Annotated in this window: 15 protein-coding genes; 2 read left to right on the forward strand and 13 right to left on the reverse strand. The window is 73.6% G+C overall.

Features of this window, described 5'->3' with window-relative positions; genetic code table 11:
* Positions 1-46: 46 nt before the first annotated feature.
* The 4 genes from DQ392_RS13120 to infC form a co-directional block, all read right to left on the reverse strand.
* Positions 47-850: a TrmH family RNA methyltransferase gene (locus DQ392_RS13120; RefSeq protein ID WP_114015747.1), complete on the reverse strand. Its 804-nt coding sequence runs from the start codon at positions 848-850 to the stop codon at positions 47-49.
* A 214-nt stretch (positions 851-1,064) separates the two neighbouring features.
* Positions 1,065-1,448, reverse strand: coding sequence for a 50S ribosomal protein L20 (gene rplT, locus DQ392_RS13125; protein ID WP_114015748.1), 384 nt, complete (start codon positions 1,446-1,448; stop codon positions 1,065-1,067).
* A 110-nt stretch (positions 1,449-1,558) separates the two neighbouring features.
* Positions 1,559-1,753 (reverse strand): 50S ribosomal protein L35, encoded by a 195-nt coding sequence (rpmI, locus tag DQ392_RS13130; RefSeq protein WP_114015749.1) that lies wholly within the window; start codon positions 1,751-1,753, stop codon positions 1,559-1,561.
* 102 nt (positions 1,754-1,855) lie between these two features.
* Positions 1,856-2,536 carry a translation initiation factor IF-3 gene (gene infC, locus DQ392_RS13135; RefSeq protein WP_114015815.1) on the reverse strand — a complete coding sequence of 227 codons (681 nt, stop codon included), beginning with the start codon at positions 2,534-2,536 and terminating at the stop codon, positions 1,856-1,858.
* 415 nt (positions 2,537-2,951) lie between these two features.
* Here infC and DQ392_RS13140 point away from each other — a divergent pair, with 415 nt between their 5' ends.
* Positions 2,952-3,338 (forward strand): DUF1844 domain-containing protein, encoded by a 387-nt coding sequence (locus DQ392_RS13140; protein ID WP_114015750.1) that lies wholly within the window; start codon positions 2,952-2,954, stop codon positions 3,336-3,338.
* A 73-nt stretch (positions 3,339-3,411) separates the two neighbouring features.
* On the opposite strand, the gene DQ392_RS13145 is transcribed toward DQ392_RS13140, so the two are convergent.
* The 4 genes from DQ392_RS13145 to DQ392_RS35205 all read right to left on the reverse strand — a co-directional run bounded on the left by DQ392_RS13145 (position 3,412) and on the right by DQ392_RS35205 (position 7,517).
* Positions 3,412-4,176, reverse strand: a complete 765-nt coding sequence (locus DQ392_RS13145; RefSeq protein WP_114015751.1) for an MIP family channel protein — start codon at positions 4,174-4,176, stop codon at positions 3,412-3,414.
* A gap of 136 nt (positions 4,177-4,312) precedes the next feature.
* Positions 4,313-5,059 (reverse strand): SseB family protein, encoded by a 747-nt coding sequence (locus tag DQ392_RS13150; RefSeq protein ID WP_114015752.1) that lies wholly within the window; start codon positions 5,057-5,059, stop codon positions 4,313-4,315.
* A gap of 137 nt (positions 5,060-5,196) precedes the next feature.
* Positions 5,197-6,399: a type VII secretion-associated serine protease mycosin gene (mycP, locus tag DQ392_RS13155; protein WP_114015753.1), complete on the reverse strand. Its 1,203-nt coding sequence runs from the start codon at positions 6,397-6,399 to the stop codon at positions 5,197-5,199.
* Positions 6,396-7,517 carry a hypothetical protein gene (locus DQ392_RS35205; RefSeq protein ID WP_245981414.1) on the reverse strand — a complete coding sequence of 374 codons (1,122 nt, stop codon included), beginning with the start codon at positions 7,515-7,517 and terminating at the stop codon, positions 6,396-6,398. Before DQ392_RS35205 ends, mycP begins: the two co-directional genes overlap by 4 nt.
* A 919-nt stretch (positions 7,518-8,436) precedes the next feature.
* On the opposite strand from DQ392_RS35205, the gene DQ392_RS13165 reads away from it, so the two are divergent.
* Positions 8,437-9,651 (forward strand): amino acid deaminase/aldolase, encoded by a 1,215-nt coding sequence (locus tag DQ392_RS13165; RefSeq protein WP_114015816.1) that lies wholly within the window; start codon positions 8,437-8,439, stop codon positions 9,649-9,651.
* Positions 9,652-9,709: 58 nt separating this feature from the next.
* Here the strand turns inward: DQ392_RS13165 and DQ392_RS13170 are convergent, their stop codons facing one another.
* The 5 genes from DQ392_RS13170 to DQ392_RS13190 all read right to left on the reverse strand — a co-directional run bounded on the left by DQ392_RS13170 (position 9,710) and on the right by DQ392_RS13190 (position 15,714).
* Positions 9,710-10,615: a DUF2510 domain-containing protein gene (locus tag DQ392_RS13170; protein ID WP_114015754.1), complete on the reverse strand. Its 906-nt coding sequence runs from the start codon at positions 10,613-10,615 to the stop codon at positions 9,710-9,712.
* 126 nt (positions 10,616-10,741) lie between these two features.
* A complete protein-coding gene (locus DQ392_RS13175) occupies positions 10,742-12,031 on the reverse strand; it encodes an HAD family hydrolase (protein ID WP_114015755.1) in 1,290 nt (429 codons plus the stop codon).
* 102 nt (positions 12,032-12,133) lie between these two features.
* Positions 12,134-12,919: a 3-oxoacyl-ACP reductase gene (locus tag DQ392_RS13180; RefSeq protein WP_114015756.1), complete on the reverse strand. Its 786-nt coding sequence runs from the start codon at positions 12,917-12,919 to the stop codon at positions 12,134-12,136.
* Entirely contained in the window at positions 12,916-14,334 is a 1,419-nt protein-coding gene (locus DQ392_RS13185) for an aldehyde dehydrogenase family protein (RefSeq protein ID WP_114015757.1), read from the reverse strand. Before DQ392_RS13185 ends, DQ392_RS13180 begins: the two co-directional genes overlap by 4 nt.
* A 12-nt stretch (positions 14,335-14,346) precedes the next feature.
* The gene (locus DQ392_RS13190) at positions 14,347-15,714 is read right to left on the reverse strand and encodes a glutamine synthetase family protein (protein WP_114015758.1); all 1,368 of its coding nucleotides are present in this window, start codon (positions 15,712-15,714) and stop codon (positions 14,347-14,349) included.
* Positions 15,715-15,733 lie beyond the last annotated feature (19 nt).

Genomic DNA, 15,733 nt, shown 5'->3' on the forward strand with positions numbered 1-15,733 from the left:
GGTTACCGCGCGGCACCCTCACCGTGCGGGCTGTCACCGCGCGCGGTCACCGGGTGCGCTGGGCGCGCGCCGAGGCGTAGAGGCAGACGGCCGCCGCCGTGGCCAGATTGAGGCTCTCGGCGCGGCCGTGCAGGGGCACCCGCACGACGGTGTCGGCCAGCGAACGGGTCTCCTCCGGCAGCCCCCACGCCTCGTTGCCGAAGACCCAGGCCGTCGGCCCGGCCATCGACCCCGCGTCCAGTTCCTCGTCCAGGTCCCGCTCCCCCGCGCCGTCGGCCGCCAGCACCCGCACACCGGCAACGGCCAGTTGACGCAGCGCCTCCTCGACGGGCACGCCCACGGCAACCGGCAGGTGGAAGAGCGAACCGGCCGAGGCGCGCACGGCCTTCGGGTTGTAGACGTCGACGGACGCGTCGGTCAGCACCACGGCGTCGGCCCCCGCCGCGTCGGCACAGCGCAGGACCGTCCCCGCGTTGCCCGGGTCGCGTACGTGGGCGAGGACGGCCACCAGCCGCGGCCGGGCCGCCGCGATCTCTTCCAGGGGCCGGTCGAGGAAGCGGCAGAGCCCGACGATGCCCTGCGGGGTGACCGTGTCGGCCATCTCGCCGAGCACCTCGTCGGAAGCGGTGAGCACCGGCAGGCGTGCGGCGCGGGCCGCCCGCAGGATGTCCGCGTGCCGCTCGGCGGCCTCGGGCGTCACGTACACCTCGACCAGGTGCGCCAGCGCCTCCCGCACGGCCTGCGGCCCCTCGGCGAGGAACCGCCGCTCCTTGGCGCGGAAGCCGCGCTTGCCGAGCCTGCGTGCGGTGCTGACACGAGGCGAGCGCAGGGAGGTCAACTCGGGCGGCATCGGGGAGAGTTCGCTCACTTTCCAAGAGTGCGACGGAGAGGGCCGCCGGACCCGGCCGCCGCACAGACTTCTCGCCGCCGTGGAAACGCCCCCGCGCGGAGCAGGGGGCGGAAACCACGGCGGCGAGAGGCCGCAATCCCCCGGCCTGAGGCTGAGGGAGGAAGGCCGGGCGGTGCAGGCCGGCAAGCGCGCTCGCCGGCGCGGCCGCAGCTGTTCAGGCGGCCTTCGGGGCGTTCACATCGCTCGGCAGCGCCTTCTGCGCGACCTCGACCAGCGCGGTGAAGGCAGCCGCGTCGTTGACCGCGAGGTCGGCCAGCATCTTGCGGTCGACCTCCACGGAGGCGGCCTTCAGACCCTGGATGAAGCGGTTGTAGGTGATGCCGTTGGCGCGGGCAGCGGCGTTGATCCGCTGGATCCACAGCTGACGGAAGTCGCCCTTGCGCTTCTTGCGGTCGTTGTAGTTGTAGACGTAGGAGTGGGTGACCTGCTCCTTCGCCTTGCGGTACAGGCGGGAACGCTGACCGCGGTAGCCGCTGGCCTGCTCCAGGATCGCCCGGCGCTTCTTCTGAGCGTTTACTGCCCGCTTGACGCGTGCCACGTGATTACTCCTTGTTGGGGGGCCGGGAGGCGGTCTGCCCGGCGTCGCCGCTCACCGCTCGACGCCGTCCGCTCCGACCCGGATCGATGGGGTCCCGGTCGAGCGGGGTCCTACTTGCCGAGAAGCTTCTTGATCTTCTTGGCGTCCGCCGGGGCCGCTTCGGTCTTACCGGCAAGGCGACGCGTCAGCGTGGACGGCTTGTGCTCGAGAAGGTGGCGGCGGCCGGCGCGCTGGCGCATCACCTTGCCGGAGCCGGTGATCTTGAAGCGCTTGCGGGCACCACTGTGCGTCTTGTTCTTCGGCATGTCGCCGTTCTCTCCTCGTCAGTGACGCCTCCGGATCGCCGCGCGGGCAGGCGGAAGCGCCAGTTGTTCCGTGTCGGTTCCGGGGCGGTGCCCCGGGAGGGCTCACGCCTCGGCGGTCTCCTCGGTGGGCGCCTCGGCTGGAGCAGGCCCCTGCTGGCGCTCCGCCTTGCGGGCCGCCTGGGCCTCGCGGGCCTCGGCCATGGCCTCGGTCTTCTTCTTGTGCGGACCGAGAACCATGATCATGTTGCGGCCGTCCTGCTTCGGGTTGGACTCCACGAAGCCCAGGTCGGCCACGTCGTCCGCGAGCCGCTGGAGCAGTCGGAAGCCCAGCTCGGGGCGGGACTGCTCACGACCGCGGAACATGATCGTGATCTTGACCTTGTCACCCTGCTTGAGGAACCGGACGACGTGACCCTTCTTGGTGTCGTAGTCGTGCGGATCGATCTTCGGCCGGAGCTTCATTTCCTTGATGACCGTGTGCGCCTGGTTCTTGCGCGCTTCACGGGCCTTCATGGCCGACTCGTACTTGAACTTGCCGTAGTCCATGAGCTTGCACACCGGCGGGCGGGCGTTCGCCGCCACCTCGACCAGGTCGAGGTCGTACTCCTGTGCGAGTTCAAGGGCCTTGGCAAGCGGCACGATGCCGACCTGCTCGCCGCTGGGACCGACGAGTCGCACCTCGGGGACGCGAATCCGGTCGTTGATGCGGGGCTCGGCGCTGATGGGGCCTCCTCGGGTACACCGCGCGACCGTCTGGCGGACGACCGCGCACGAGTCTGTAATGAGTGGTGACCACCGCCGCAGAAAGCGCAAAGCGCCCCGGACGGGTCACAGGCGGGGCTCCTCACAGACCGGGAGCACCGCCGCGGAACTCCGCGGGGCGCAGCCTGACCTTTGACCCGCGGCCCACAGGGCCACCAGGTGGGAGATCGGAGCCTCCACTTGCGGGCCGGGGTCCGCCTTCGTGCGGGCGGTCTCCGGCCGGTCGTCTCCCGAGCATACCAGCAGGCCCGGCGGAGCGCCGCCCGGCACCGCCCGCCACCTGCCGTCGCCCGCCGGCACACCGGACGGGGCCCGCCGGCACACACGCCTGCCGGCCCACCTGCCCGCCCACCGGAAGAGCCCGCGGGAAGAGCCCGCGTACGGTACGAGCGGCCCGTACGACGGCGGTCGACGGGCGGGGCTTAGGCTGAGCCGCATGAGCGACGCCGCAGCCGCCGGGCAGCCCTTCGACCCCTCCGGCCAGAACAGTCCCGACTTCGACAGCCTGACCCGCGACATCGCGGACGTCCCGGCCGTCGAGGTCATCACCACGGTGGCGGTGCACCTGATGAGCTCCGCCGCCGTCAACCTCGGGCTGGCCGAGGACGGCGAGCAGCACAAGGACCTGGACGAGGCGCGGAAGCTGATCCACGCACTGGCCGGGCTGGTCACTGCGAGCGCCACCGAGATCGGCTCGTACCACGCCGCACCGCTGCGGGACGGCCTCAAGTCGCTCCAGCTCGCCTTCCGGGAGACCTCGACCGTGCCCGACGAGCCCGGCCAGGGCCCCGGTGAGAAGTACACGGGACCCGTACACGGCTGAGCCGCCCGGCGCCCGGTCCTTCCCGCGGCACAGCGGCCCGTCAGCGTCCGCACACCCGGCCGCCCAGCTCAGCTCAGCTCACCCGCATCTCGCGGCGCGGCCTGCGGTTGGGCTGGGGGTGCGTGAGCACGTGCACGTACGCCGCGATCGCCCCGCCCACCAGCGGCGCGACGATGAACATCCACAGCTGGGTCAGCGCGGCCCCGCCCGCGAAGATCGCGGGGCCCAGGCTCCTGGCCGGGTTCACCGAGGTACCGGTCAGCGGGATGCCGACCAGGTGGACGACGGCCAGCGCGATGCCGATGGGCAGCCCGTCGAAGCCGACGACCGCCACCTTGTGGGTGACCGCCAGCACCGTGTAGACGAACAGGAACGTCAGCACCATCTCGGCGACGAACGCGCCCCCGGTGTTGATGTGGACGGCCGAGCGGTCGCCGAAGCCGTTGCTGCCGAACGTCTCGCTCGTCTGTAGACCCGGTACCTGCTTGGCGACCAGGAAGAGCAGCGCGGCTCCCGCGATGCCGCCCACCAGTTGCGCGACCCAGTACTTGACCGCCAGCTCCAGGTCGAGGCGGCCCGCGAGGAACATGCCCAGCGTCACCGCGGGGTTCAGGTGCGAGCCGGAGATCGGGCCGATCGCGTACGCGAGCGCCAGCATCACGAAGCCGAAGGTGAGCGCGATACCGAGTGAGCCCACGTACTCGGCGGCCAGCACGGCCGCACCCACTCCGAAGAACACCAGGAGCAGGGTGCCCAGGAACTCCGCGGCGACCGGCTGGGGCTTGTCTTCCAGGTTCTTGAGCTGTTCCGGACTCGCCTGGAGCGACTTGACCTGCATGTCGACCTCCCGTGGGGGTCGTAGGAGCAGGCCGGGACGGTCCGTCCCGGCGCTTCCTCCCGAGTGTCCGACGCGTCAGGGCGGCTCGCACCTCGGGCGGGCCCGCCGCTCCCGGGAGGGCGCCTTTCCGCCCTGGTCAGGCTCGGTAGAAGGCGTTTTCGGGCAGGGCACTGCCCGGTGGCAGCAGCGCCAGGTCGAACCCCTCCACCAGCCGGGCGCGTACCGTCTCGTCGGCGGCGAGCGCCTCCGCGACGCGGCGGGCCACGGCCGGCACGTCGGCGCCCGGCGTCAGCGAGAGGGCCAGTGTGCCGTCGCCCGTGGAGTCGCCGGGCGCCAGATGGGCACCGGCGATCTCCGGCTCGGCGGCGAGAACTGCGCGTACCGCCTCGCCGACGGCGGGGTCGTCGAGCGGGCGGCTGTGCGTGCGGCCCGCTGCCAGCGCGTGGAGCGCGGGTCCGGTCAGCTCGTAGGTCACAGGTCCTGCCAAATCCAGCACCACGGTGTCGGCCTTCTCGTGGGCTGCCGCCTGGAGCGCCTGGTGGAGCGGGACGGCGACGGGCCGCGCGTCGGGACGCCAGCGGGCCAGCGCCTCGGTGGAGGTGAAGGCGGGCAGCGCGCGGCGCCCGCCCGGCGCGTTGAGGGTGGGCACGGCCATCTCGCTGGTCTTGTCGCGGCGCAGTCCGTCCTGGCCGGTCTCCGCCTCCGTCAGGACGGCGACGACCGGCACCAGCAGCCGCGCCCCGCCCAGCGCCTGAAGGACGCGCGACTCGGCGGCGGGCGCGCGGGGGTCGGCCCGCCACGCGGCCAGGGCCTCGGCGAGCGCGTCGTCCGCGGTGCCGTCGTCGCGGGAGAAGGCCGACCGGGGGATGTTCTTGAGCGCCACCCGCCGAGCCTATCGGGTGCCCGGCGGGGGCCCGGCGCGGGCCCGGCCCCCACGAGGAGGGGCTCCGGGGCCCCGGCGCCTCGGGCCAGGCATGGGCACGTCATGGCGGGCTCGGGCACCTCACGGGCGGACGGGCCTCACAGCGGGCGGGGAGGCCCGCGCCGCAGGCGGGGCGGGACGCGGAAGGCGACGCCCCGGTGGACCGCGAAGGCCACGCCGATCAGCAGCACCCCCACCACGGCGGCGACCAGCGCGAACCAGCCGGGACCCGCACCGTCCGCCGGGCGGGCCGCGCCGAAGTACTCCTTGTCGTACTCACCGACGCGCGGCCGCTGCTTCTCCGGCTTGACGTGCGAGCCCATCTCGATGGCGGCCGCCGGATCCACCACGCCGGTGCCGACGGCGTCGCTGCGACCGCCCTCCGGGGTGTTGCGGGCGGTGTCCGAGATCAGCTCCTTGATCTGCGCGGGGCTCAGGTCCGGGTGCGCGGCGCGGACCAGCGCGACGGCGCCCGAGGTGAACGCCGCCGCGGCGCTGGTGCCCCACCCCTGGTAATAGGTCCGGTCGGGGTCGGCGATGAGGATGTCCTTGCCCGGCGCCGCGACGGTGGCGTACCAGCGGCGGGTGGAGAAGGAGGCCCGTGCCCCCTTGCGGTCGACGGCTGCCACGGCGATGACGCCCGGGTAGGCGGCGGGGTAGGAGACGTGGTCACCGTCCTCGCCGCCGTTGCCCGCCGACGCGACGACGACCACGCCCTTGCGGAGCGCGTAGCGGACGGCGGCGTCCTCGTGCGCGTCGGGGTGCGCGGAGTCGCTGTCGTCCCCCAGCGAGAGGTTGATGACGTCGGCGCCGTGGTCGGTGGCCCAGCGGATGCCCTTGGCCAGCGCCGTGCCGCGCTCGTCGCGGGCCTTGGCGCGCTGCGGGTCCTGGTCCTCCAGCAGTACGCGCACGGGCAGCACGTGGGCCTCGGGCGCGACGCCGAGGATCCCGTCCTCGCCGCCCTTGCCGTGCCCGTGTCCCGCGATGATGCCGGCCATGGCCGTGCCGTGCCGTGCCCAGGCGCGGTCTCCCCTGCTGGCGCCCATGCCGACCAGGTCCTCGCCCGCCAGCACGTTCTCGCGCAGGTCGGGGTGGTCGGCGTCGACGCCGGTGTCGAGCACGGCCACGGTCATGCCCTGGCCCTTGGTGGTCTTCCACGCGGCCTTCGCATTGAGCGCCCTGAGGGCCCACTCCTGGCGCTGGAGCCCCTCCCCCCGCGCGTGCGCGGTGCCGACGGTGGCCGGGGCCACGGCCAGGAGGGCGCACAGCACGGGGAGCACGGTACGCAGCAGCCGCTTCATCGGGGTTCGCCCTTCTCCTGGCCGCTCGGCGACTCGTCCTCGCCCCGGTCGCTGCGGGACGCCCCGGTGCCCCGGTCGCTCCGTGGCTCGTTCTTCCCCCGGTCGCCCGGTGGCCGGGGGAACTCGTCCTTGTCCTCGTGGCCCTCGATCGTCGCCTTGCGGAGCCGCTGTTCGACGCGGTCGGCGATGCCCTGCGCGTCGTGTCCGAGCCCGGCCTGAGCGGCCGCTGAGGTCTCACCCTTGCGGGTGGCGGCCCCGGCGGGCTGGGGGTCGGTGACGACCCGCCCGTCGGCGAAGCCGGAGACGGAGTAGACCACCACGGGCACGTCCCGCAGCACGTGGAGGGACCAACTGGCGCGCTGTGCGTCGCCGAAGTCCGCGGCGAGGGTGCCGCGCGCCGCGTACGGGCGGGGCATCAGATCGGTGCGCTCGGTCAGGTTCTGGGTGGCGAACCGCTCGCGCAGGTCGCGCATGGCGGCCGGGTCCGCCTTGGTGAACATCAGCCCGACCGTGGTGACACGGCTGGTGGTCTCGTCGGTGTAGGTGGCCCGTACCAGCCGGGCGCAGCCCACCGGGGCGAGCGCCTTGGCCAGCAGCGGGTCGAACGCGTGGGCGCAGGTGCCGTCCGGGGCGACGGCGACGCGCGTCCAGCTCCGGTCCGCGCCGCCGGGCCCCGCGCCCTTCCCCTGGAGCGTGCGCGGGAACAGCTCGTCGACGGGGATCTCGTGCCAGGCGGCCCGCGCGCCGTCGAATCCCTGCGCGAGAGCGGGGCGTTGCTCGGTGTCCCCGCTCAGCAGCATGCCGGCGCCCGAGCCGCCGAGCAGGCCGACGCCGAGCACGAGGCAGACGGCCGCGACGACGGTCCGCACGGCCAGCGGGGAGCGTCCCTCCGGCCGTCCGTCCCCGGCACCGAACGCGTCCTCGTGCGGCGGCGAAGCGGCCGGCACCGGCGGGGCGGTCTCCGGCGGAACAGCGCGGGGGGCGTCGTCGAGCAGCGTCGAGCCGGGTGGCGGGGCGGGCGGCGTGGCACGGGGCGGCCCGGTGGGCGGTGCCGGGGTGCGTGCGGCCTCGGTGCCGGGGCGGGGCGGGGCGGTGGCCGCCTTCGCGGTGGTGGCCACGGTCCCGGCGTCCGCCGGACGAGAGGGAGGGGCGGTGTTCGGTTCCGGGTTCCGGGGCGGCCGGGGATCGGCGTCGCGGCGGCCCGGGTGCGGGCGCTGCGGGGGAAGACGCGGGGCCGTGAGGGGTTCTCCGGTGGGGGGAGCGGGTTGGGGCGGTGAGGCGGGTACCGGGGGGCGGAGGGCGCGCGAGCGGTCGCCGGGGGCGGTCACCGGCGTGTGCCCGGACCGCTCCGCCTCCGTCTCCTCGGTGTTCTCCCGGGGATGTGGCATCTGTTCGCTGGACTCGTCTTCCGGTGTCGGCTCCGCTTCCGGCTCGCCACCCGTCTCCTGCTGGGCACCGCCCGAGGGGGCGGCTTCCTCACCGGGCTCGTCCAGGTCGCCACCGCCGCGGGCGGCTGTGCTGGTCGGCTCGGCCGGGGTGCTGTCCGGTCCGCCCGTGGGTCCGGGGGCGGTGAACAGCGAGAAGGCGGGGCGCGGGGGGACGCTCGGGCGTGGAGGAACGGCGGGGCGGGGTGGGGCGGCCGGTCGCGTCGGCACGGACGGTGGGGGCGTCGCGTGGGACACGTCGGCCGGCGCGCGGGACGGGCGCGGCGGCACGGCGGGCCTGGGCGGGGTGGAGGGACGCTCGGGGACCGGGGCGCGCTCGGCGTCGGCTCCCATGTGCGCCCCCCTTCGCGCGATGCGGCCCGCACGAACGCCGTGCGGTGCAGGGCGGTTCGCCGGGGCCACAGTGAACTGTTGCCGTGTGCCGTCCCGTCACGGCGTGCGGCGTCACTCTACGGTGCCGACCTGGCAGGTGGGCAACCCGCCCGAGCCGGCGCTGAGGGCCGTGCCGAGGTGGGCGAACGCGCAGGGTGCGGCGCGGGATCGGCGGGCGCCGGGGCTGTGCCGCGGCGCGCGGCTCTGGCAAGCTGCGAGGGTGTTCGATTCGACTGTCGATCTCGCCGCCGACCGCGCACGGTACGACCGTGCGACCGCTCACCTGGACGCGCCGCTCGCCCTGGTCGATCTGGAGGCGTTCGACGCCAACGCCGACGACCTGGTCCGGCGGGCCGGGGGGAAACCGGTGCGCGTCGCCACCAAGTCGGTGCGCTGCCGTGCGCTCTTGGAGCGGGTGCTGGCACGGAACGGCTTCCGCGGGGTGATGAGCTACACCCTCGCCGAGTCGCTGTGGCTGGCCCGCGCGGGCGTCACGGACGTGCTGCTCGCCTACCCCTCGGCCGACAGGTCTGGCTACGCGGAGCTGGCGGGGGACCCGAAACTGGCGGCTTCGGTGACCGTGATGGTCGACGATCCCGCGCAGCTGGCGCTGATCGACGCCGCGCGGGAGGGTGGCCGCGAGGAGATCCGTGTCTGTCTCGAACTCGACACGTCCCTTCGGATGCTGGGCGGGCGGGTGCGCATCGGTGCTCGCCGCTCGCCGCTGCACTCCCCCGCTGATCTGGCCTCCGTAGCGCGTCTCGTCCAGCGGCGGCCCGGCTTCCGGCTGGTGGGCTTGATGGCCTACGAGGGGCACGTGGCGGGGGTCGGCGACGCCGTTCCCGGGGCTGCGCTGCGCTCACGCGCGGTGCGGCTGATGCAGGCGGCGGCGCGGCGTGAGCTGGCCGCCCGCCGGGCGGCGGCGGTGGCGGCCGTGCGCGCTGTGGCCCCGGACGTGGAGTTCGTCAACGGGGGCGGCACAGGCAGCGTGCAGCACACGGCGGCCGAGGAGGCGGTCACGGAGATCGCCGCGGGCTCGGGCCTGTACGTGCCGCGCCTGTTCGACAACTACACCTCGTTCACCGGCCGTCCCGCGGCGCTGTTCGCCATGCCCGTGGTGCGCAGGCCGGGCGTGGGGGTGGTGACCGTGCTGGGCGGGGGCTATCCGGCCTCCGGCGTGGCGGGGCGCGACCGGCTGCCGCAGCCGTACCTGCCGGGCGGGCTGCGCTACGACGCGCAGGAAGGCCCCGGCGAGGTGCAGACACCGCTGCTGGGGCAGCCCGCCGACGATCTGCTGATCGGGGACAAGGTGTGGTTCAGGCACGCCAAGTCGGGCGAGCTGTGCGAACGGTTCGAGAGGCTGCACCTGGTGGCGGGCGAGCGGGTGGTGGAGTCCGTGCCGACGTACCGGGGCGAGGGTATGACGTTCCTGTGAGCGAGGCTTGCGGCCGTGCGGGGCGCCGCCTCCTTCCGGCCGGCCCGCTTGGCCCCGCTCAGACGGATTCGCGGGGGCCCTCCTCCTCGCCGTCGCCGGTGCCGACGACGCCCTTGCGCAGTTCGTCCAGGACGGAGGCCCCGGGCGCGTCCTCGGCGATGTCGACGCTGCTCAGCAGCGCGAGGGTCCGCTCGGAGCTCTCGGGTGAGCGGAAGACGACGGCCTCGACGTAGGCGTCGGGCTTGAGCTTGTTGGCCACGCGCCACCTGACGCGGTAGCCCGGCTCGCCCGCGACGGTGACGGAACCCGACTCGACGACCTGGTGCCCGGTGACGCCGCCGTACGACTTCTTCGGGTACGACGTCTCCGCGTTCTCGGCCACCTGCGCTTCGGTGAGCTTCTTGAGCGTCTCCTTGTCGCTCCAGGCGCCGTTCGTCGACTGGAGGACGCCGCCGCCCCTGACGCATTCCTCCTTGTGGGAGGCGGGGCACTCGTATGCCTGCTCGCTGCTGACGGCCGCGTGGCTGTCGCTGGCCCGCTCCCACCCCTCGGGCACCGTGAGACCGACGCCGAGAAGGGGATCGCGGGCGACCTTTGGGACCTTCGAGGGCGGCTCGTCCTCCCGTGGCGGGGTGGTTTCGTCCTCCTCGCCGGGGCCTGTGCCCTCGGGTGCCTCGGAGGGGGCGCCGGGTCCGGCCTCGGTGCCGCCGCCCTTGTCGGGGTCACCGCCCAGCAGGAGGACGCTGCCCACGGCGAGCGCTGCGGCGAGCACGACAGCGCCCGCGATCCCCGCGACGAGCCCGATGAGCGGGCGGCGCCCGGACCGGCCGCCGCCCGGAGCGAGGGGCGTGCCCGCGGCCTGCCGGGTCTGGGCGGTCCAGGCGTGGCCGTCCCACCAGCGCTCCCGCGGCGGATACTGGGGCGTCTGCCCGGGTTCTGGGTACCAGCCGGGCGGGGTCGTCATGCTCACGCTCGAACTCTATGGCACATCCGTACGACACACGGGGGCGCCCCTGCAAGAGGCGCCCCCGCAGCGCGTGTTGGGCCCGCGGTTCCGGCACGGTACGGACGAGAGGCCCTACTCGATCATCTACGCGTCCTCGCCGTAGGCCGTGTCCTCCTGGTCGGGGATGACCGAGCCGTCACCCCTGCGGACGGGGCCGAGGGATCCGTCCGGGTTGGTGAAGCCCTCGCTGGAGCACGGGTAGGCGTCCTCCTGGCGCGGCAGCGGCTCGATGAACATCGGGTTCACCGCCCAGCGCCCGTCCGCGTCGTCGTACCCGCGGCACATGATCTCCGGCTTGTTGCGGTTGAGCACGAGGTGCGTCCCCGTGGCGTCGCCGACGAACGTCACGTCGGTGTCCGCGTCACCCCCGCCGATCGCGACACGGTGCCGCCAGTCCTGCTTCTTCCAGGCCTTCTTCCCCTCGATGCCGAAGATCTCCTGGTTGATGACGCAGCGCTTGCCCTCGATGTAGGGGATCTCCTCGCCCTTGCTGACGCCGGTGCCTCCGCAGCCCTCGGTGTAGGGGGTGATGCGGCCGTGCCTGACGACGCTGCGGATGGCGAGGGTGTGCTTCCGGTCGATCCCGACGCCGCTCGACCACTCCTCGGTCACCGGTTCCGAGCCGGCCGAGACGATGTAGACGGCGAAGCCGGCCTTCTGGAGGGTGCGGACGAGGTCCTTCTGCTGCGCGTAGTAGCGGCTGTACGCGGGGACCGTGTGCGTGCCGACCTTCCGTTCGCTGCCGACGGGCGCCGCCAGCGCCTCGTCACGGGCCGCGCGTGCGTAGGAGCGCAGCTCGGCGACCGTGTGGCCCGCGAACAGCTGCGGCACCCAGGCGTACTCGGGGACGGTGCGCCGGTGGTTCCACTTCCCGGCGAAGGCCTCCTGGCCGCTCATCGTCTCCGCCTCGCCGCGCACCTGCAGGATCTCGTCGGCGCAGTCGTCGTTCGTCGAGGTGGGGAGGGGGCGCCCGACGGGGACGTCGGTGCCGCACGCCTCGGTCAGCGCGCGGTCGGCCGCCGGGGTGAGCCACTCGCTGGTGGCCGCCCAGTCCTTGGGCCGCAGGATCTTGTCGTGCCGCAGCGCCCAGGAGATGGTGGCGTCCGTCGAGTCGTTCTTGACGATCGTGTTGTCCCAGTCGAACGCGGCCACGGGCCGGTGCTTGCCGCCCCGCCAGTGCGGTGAGCAGGTGCCGCGCTCGTCGATGGTGCGCTGGAGCTTGGCGCGGTTGTCGCCGTGCCACGGCAACTCGGTGGACAGCTGGGGGCAGTGGGCACCGCCGTGGTGGCCCTGGGCCTGGGCGGGTCCGGGTGCGAGAGTGGCTGCGAGAGCCGCAGCCATGGTGAGGCCGGTCAGCACGGGTCTGCTGCGCATGTGGCGCCCCTCCTGGGTCGTCGACGTTGACCGTGTGCACGCTACATCCAAGGGGCGCCGCACCGTGGGCGCCCGGGCCGGATCGCAGCACAGTGGCGCGGGCTACAGCGGAGTGACGTACGCGCCCGCGATGCCCCCGTCGACCAGGAACTCGGCCGCGTTCACGAACGAGGCGTCGTCGCTGGCGAGGAACGCCACCGCCGAGGCGATCTCCTCGGGCTCGGCGAAGCGGCCCGCCGGGACGTGGACCAGGCGGCGCTGCGCGCGCTCGGGGTCCTTGGCGAAGAGCTCCTTGAGCAGGGGCGTGTTCACCGGCCCCGGGCACAGGGCGTTCACCCGGATGCCCTCGCGGGCGAACTGGACGCCCAGTTCGCGGGACATGGCCAGCACGCCGCCCTTGGAGGCGGTGTAGCTGATCTGGGAGGTGGCGGCGCCCATGAGGGCCACGAAGGAGGCGGTGTTGATGATGGAGCCGCGCTGCTGGGCGCGCATGTAGGGCAGCGCCGCCTTGCAGCACAGGTAGACGGAGGTCAGGTTGACGTGCTGGACGCGCTGCCAGGCGTCCAGGCCGGTCTCCAGGATGGAGTCGTCGTCTGGTGGCGAGATGCCCGCGTTGTTGAAGGCGACGTCCACCGAGCCGTAGGTCTCGTTCGCGGTGCGGAACAGCGCCTCGACCTGCTCGGGCTCGGTGACGTCCACCTGCACGTACAGTCCCGCGGACTCCTCGGCGGCGGCCCGGCCCCGCTCGGCGTCCACGTCGGCGCAGACCACGTGGGCGCCCTCGGAGGCCAGCCGTCGGGCTGTGGCGAGTCCGATACCGCTGCCGGCGCCGGTGACGACGGCCGTACGTCCTACGAGGCGGCGGCATGCGGCGGTCTGGTCGGTCACGGGCTCTCCCGGGTACTCGGCTCGGTGCTGAGGAAGACGTTCTTGGTCTCGGTGAAGGCGGCGAGCGCGTCGGGGCCGAGCTCGCGGCCGAGCCCCGACTGCTTGTAGCCGCCGAAGGGGGTGGAGTAGCGGACGCTGGCGTGCGAGTTGACGGACAGGTTGCCCGCGGCGACGGCCCGCGAGACGCGGAGGGCGCGTGCGCCGTCGCGGGTCCACAGGGAGCCGGAGAGCCCGTAGTCGGTGTCGTTGGCGAGCCGTACCGCCTCGTCCTCGTCGTCGAAGGGGAGGACGACGGCGACGGGGCCGAAGATCTCCTCGGCCGCGGCCCGGTCGCCCGGTGCCCCCGCCAGGACGGTGGCCGGGTACCAGAAGCCGGGGCCCTCGGGCACGGTGCCGCGGATCAGCGCGGGCGCGTCCTCGGGCACGTAGGAGCGGACGCGCTCGCGCTGGCGTGCGGAGACGAGCGGGCCCATGTCGGTGCCGGCGTCGGCCGGATTGCCGGCGCGGAAGGCGTGGACGGCCGGCTCCAGCAGTTCCAGGAAGCGGTCGTGGACGCTGCGCTGGACGAGGATGCGGCTGCGGGCGCAGCAGTCCTGTCCGGTGTTGTCGAGGAAGGATCCCGGGGCGGCGGCCGCGGCGCGTTCCAGGTCGGCGTCGGCGAAGACGATGTTGGGGCTCTTGCCGCCGAGTTCGAGGGTCAGGCGTTTCACGGTGGCGGCGCACTGGGCCATGAGGCGTTTCCCGACGGCGGTGGAGCCGGTGAAGACGACCTTGGCGACGCGCGGGTGTTCGACCAGCGCGGTGCCGGTGACGGGTCCTTCGCCCGGGAGTACCTGGAAGAGCCCTTCGGGCAGGCCGGCCTCCAGCGCCAGTTCGGCCAGCCGCAGCGCGGTCAGCGGAGTGGTCTCGGCCGGTTTGAGGAGCACGGCGTTCCCGGCGGCGAGCGCGGGCGCGGTTCCCCAGGCGGCGACCGGCATGGGGAAGTTCCACGGGGCGATGACGGCGACCACGCCCAGCGGCTCGGCGAAGGTCAGGTTGACGCCCCCGGCGACGGGGATCTGCTGACCGGTCAGCCGTTCGACACCGCCGGCGGAGTAGTCGAGCAGGTCGCGGACGTTGCCCGCCTCCCAGCAGGCGTTGCCCAGCGGGTGCCCGGCCTCGCGGGTCTCCAGGACGGCCAGTTCCTCGATGTGGCCGTCGACGGCGGAGGCGAACCGGCGCAGCGTTCTGGCCCGGTCGGCCGGTGCCAGCGCCGCCCAGGTGCGCTGTGCCGCCGCCGCGCGGGTGACGGCGGCGTCCACCTGCTGCGGGGTGGTGACGGGGACGGTCGTGATCAGCTCTTCGGTCGCCGGGTTGATGATCTCCAGCTGCTCGGCCGGCGGCCCGGTGCGGCCTTGTGCGGTTGCGTGCTGCACTGCGGTGGGTCCTCACATCCGTTCGAAGGAGCGGTAGCGCTCCCAGTCCGTCACGGCCGTGTCGTAGGCCCGCTGTTCGACGCGGGCCATGTTCGCGTAGTGGTCCACGACCTCGCCGCCGAAGGCCTCGCGGGCCAGGCCGCTGCCCTGCCACAGCAGCGCGGCCTCGCGCAGGGTGGCGGGGACGTGCGCCGCGTCGCCCTCGTAGGCGTTGCCCGTGCAGGCGTCGGGGAGCTCCAGCGCGTTGTCGATGCCGTGCAGTCCGGCCGCGATCATGCCGGCGACGGCGAGGTAGGGGTTGACGTCTCCGCCCGGGACCCGGTTCTCCAGCCGGTGCCCGGGTCCGTGGCCGACGACGCGGAGGGCGCAGGTGCGGTTGTCGGGTCCCCAGGCGACGGCGGTGGGGGCGAAGGAGCCGGGCTGGAAGCGCTTGTAGGAGTTGATGTTCGGGGCGTAGAGGAGGGTGAACTCCCGCATGGCGGCCAGCTGTCCCGCCAGGAAGTGCCGCATCAGGGGCGACATGCCCGCCTCGCCCGCGTCGTCGGCGAGGACGGCCGCGCCGCTCTCGTCGCGCAGCGAGAGGTGGATGTGGCAGGAGTTGCCCTCGCGTTCGTCGTACTTGGCCATGAAGGTGAGGGCCTGGCCCTCCTGCGCCGCGATCTCCTTGGCACCCGTCTTGTAGACGACGTGCTGGTCGCAGGTGGTCAGTGCGTCGGCGTAGCGGAAGGCGATCTCGTGCTGTCCCAGGTTGCACTCGCCCTTGGCGGACTCGACGACCATGCCGGCCGCGGCCATCTCGTTCCTTATCCTGCGCAGCAGCGGCTCGACGCGTCCGGTGCCGAGGACGGAGTAGTCGACGTTGTACTGGTTGGCGGGGGTCAGGCCGCGGTAGCCGCTGTCCCAGGCCTGCTCGTAGGTGTCGCGGAAGACCATGAACTCCAGCTCGGTGCCGGCGTACGCGCTCCAGCCGCGCTCGGCGAGCCGGTCGAGCTGGCGCAAGAGGATCTGCCGGGGCGAGGCGACGACGGGCGAGCCGTCGTGCCAGGCCAGGTCGGCGGTCAGCAGCGCCGTGCCCGGGTTCCATGGGACGCGGCGGAGGGTGGCGGTGTCTGGGCGCATGGCGAAGTCGCCGTAGCCGCGCTCCCAGGAGGCCATGGCGTAGCCGTCCACGGTGTTGAGGTCCACGTCGACGGCGAGCAGGTAGTTGCAGCCCTCGCTGCCGCCGTCGAGGACGTGCTGGAGGAAGTAGGGCGCGGCGAACCGCTTGCCCGCCAGGCGGCCTTGCATGTCGGTGAAGGCCAGGACGACGGTGTCGGTCTCGCCCGCGTCGACGCTGTTCCTCAGTTCGTCGACGGAGAGGGGTGGTGGGCGGTCTGCCACGAGCGGGCCTCCTGTCGGG

This window comes from Streptomyces reniochalinae, from assembly GCF_003323735.1.
Taxonomy (GTDB): Bacteria; Actinomycetota; Actinomycetes; order Streptomycetales; family Streptomycetaceae; genus Streptomyces; species Streptomyces reniochalinae.

What these genes read in the sequence shown, in the direction of transcription:
- DQ392_RS13120 (WP_114015747.1), bottom strand. Translation starts at nt 850, where the DNA reads ATGCCGCCCGAGTTGACCTCCCTGCGCTCGCCTCGTGTCAGCACCGCA.
- rpmI (WP_114015749.1), bottom strand. Translation starts at nt 1,753, where the DNA reads ATGCCGAAGAACAAGACGCACAGTGGTGCCCGCAAGCGCTTCAAGATC.
- DQ392_RS13140 (WP_114015750.1), top strand. Translation starts at nt 2,952, where the DNA reads ATGAGCGACGCCGCAGCCGCCGGGCAGCCCTTCGACCCCTCCGGCCAG.
- DQ392_RS13145 (WP_114015751.1), bottom strand. Translation starts at nt 4,176, where the DNA reads ATGCAGGTCAAGTCGCTCCAGGCGAGTCCGGAACAGCTCAAGAACCTG.
- mycP (WP_114015753.1), bottom strand. Translation starts at nt 6,399, where the DNA reads ATGAAGCGGCTGCTGCGTACCGTGCTCCCCGTGCTGTGCGCCCTCCTG.
- DQ392_RS13170 (WP_114015754.1), bottom strand. Translation starts at nt 10,615, where the DNA reads ATGACGACCCCGCCCGGCTGGTACCCAGAACCCGGGCAGACGCCCCAG.
- DQ392_RS13175 (WP_114015755.1), bottom strand. Translation starts at nt 12,031, where the DNA reads ATGCGCAGCAGACCCGTGCTGACCGGCCTCACCATGGCTGCGGCTCTC.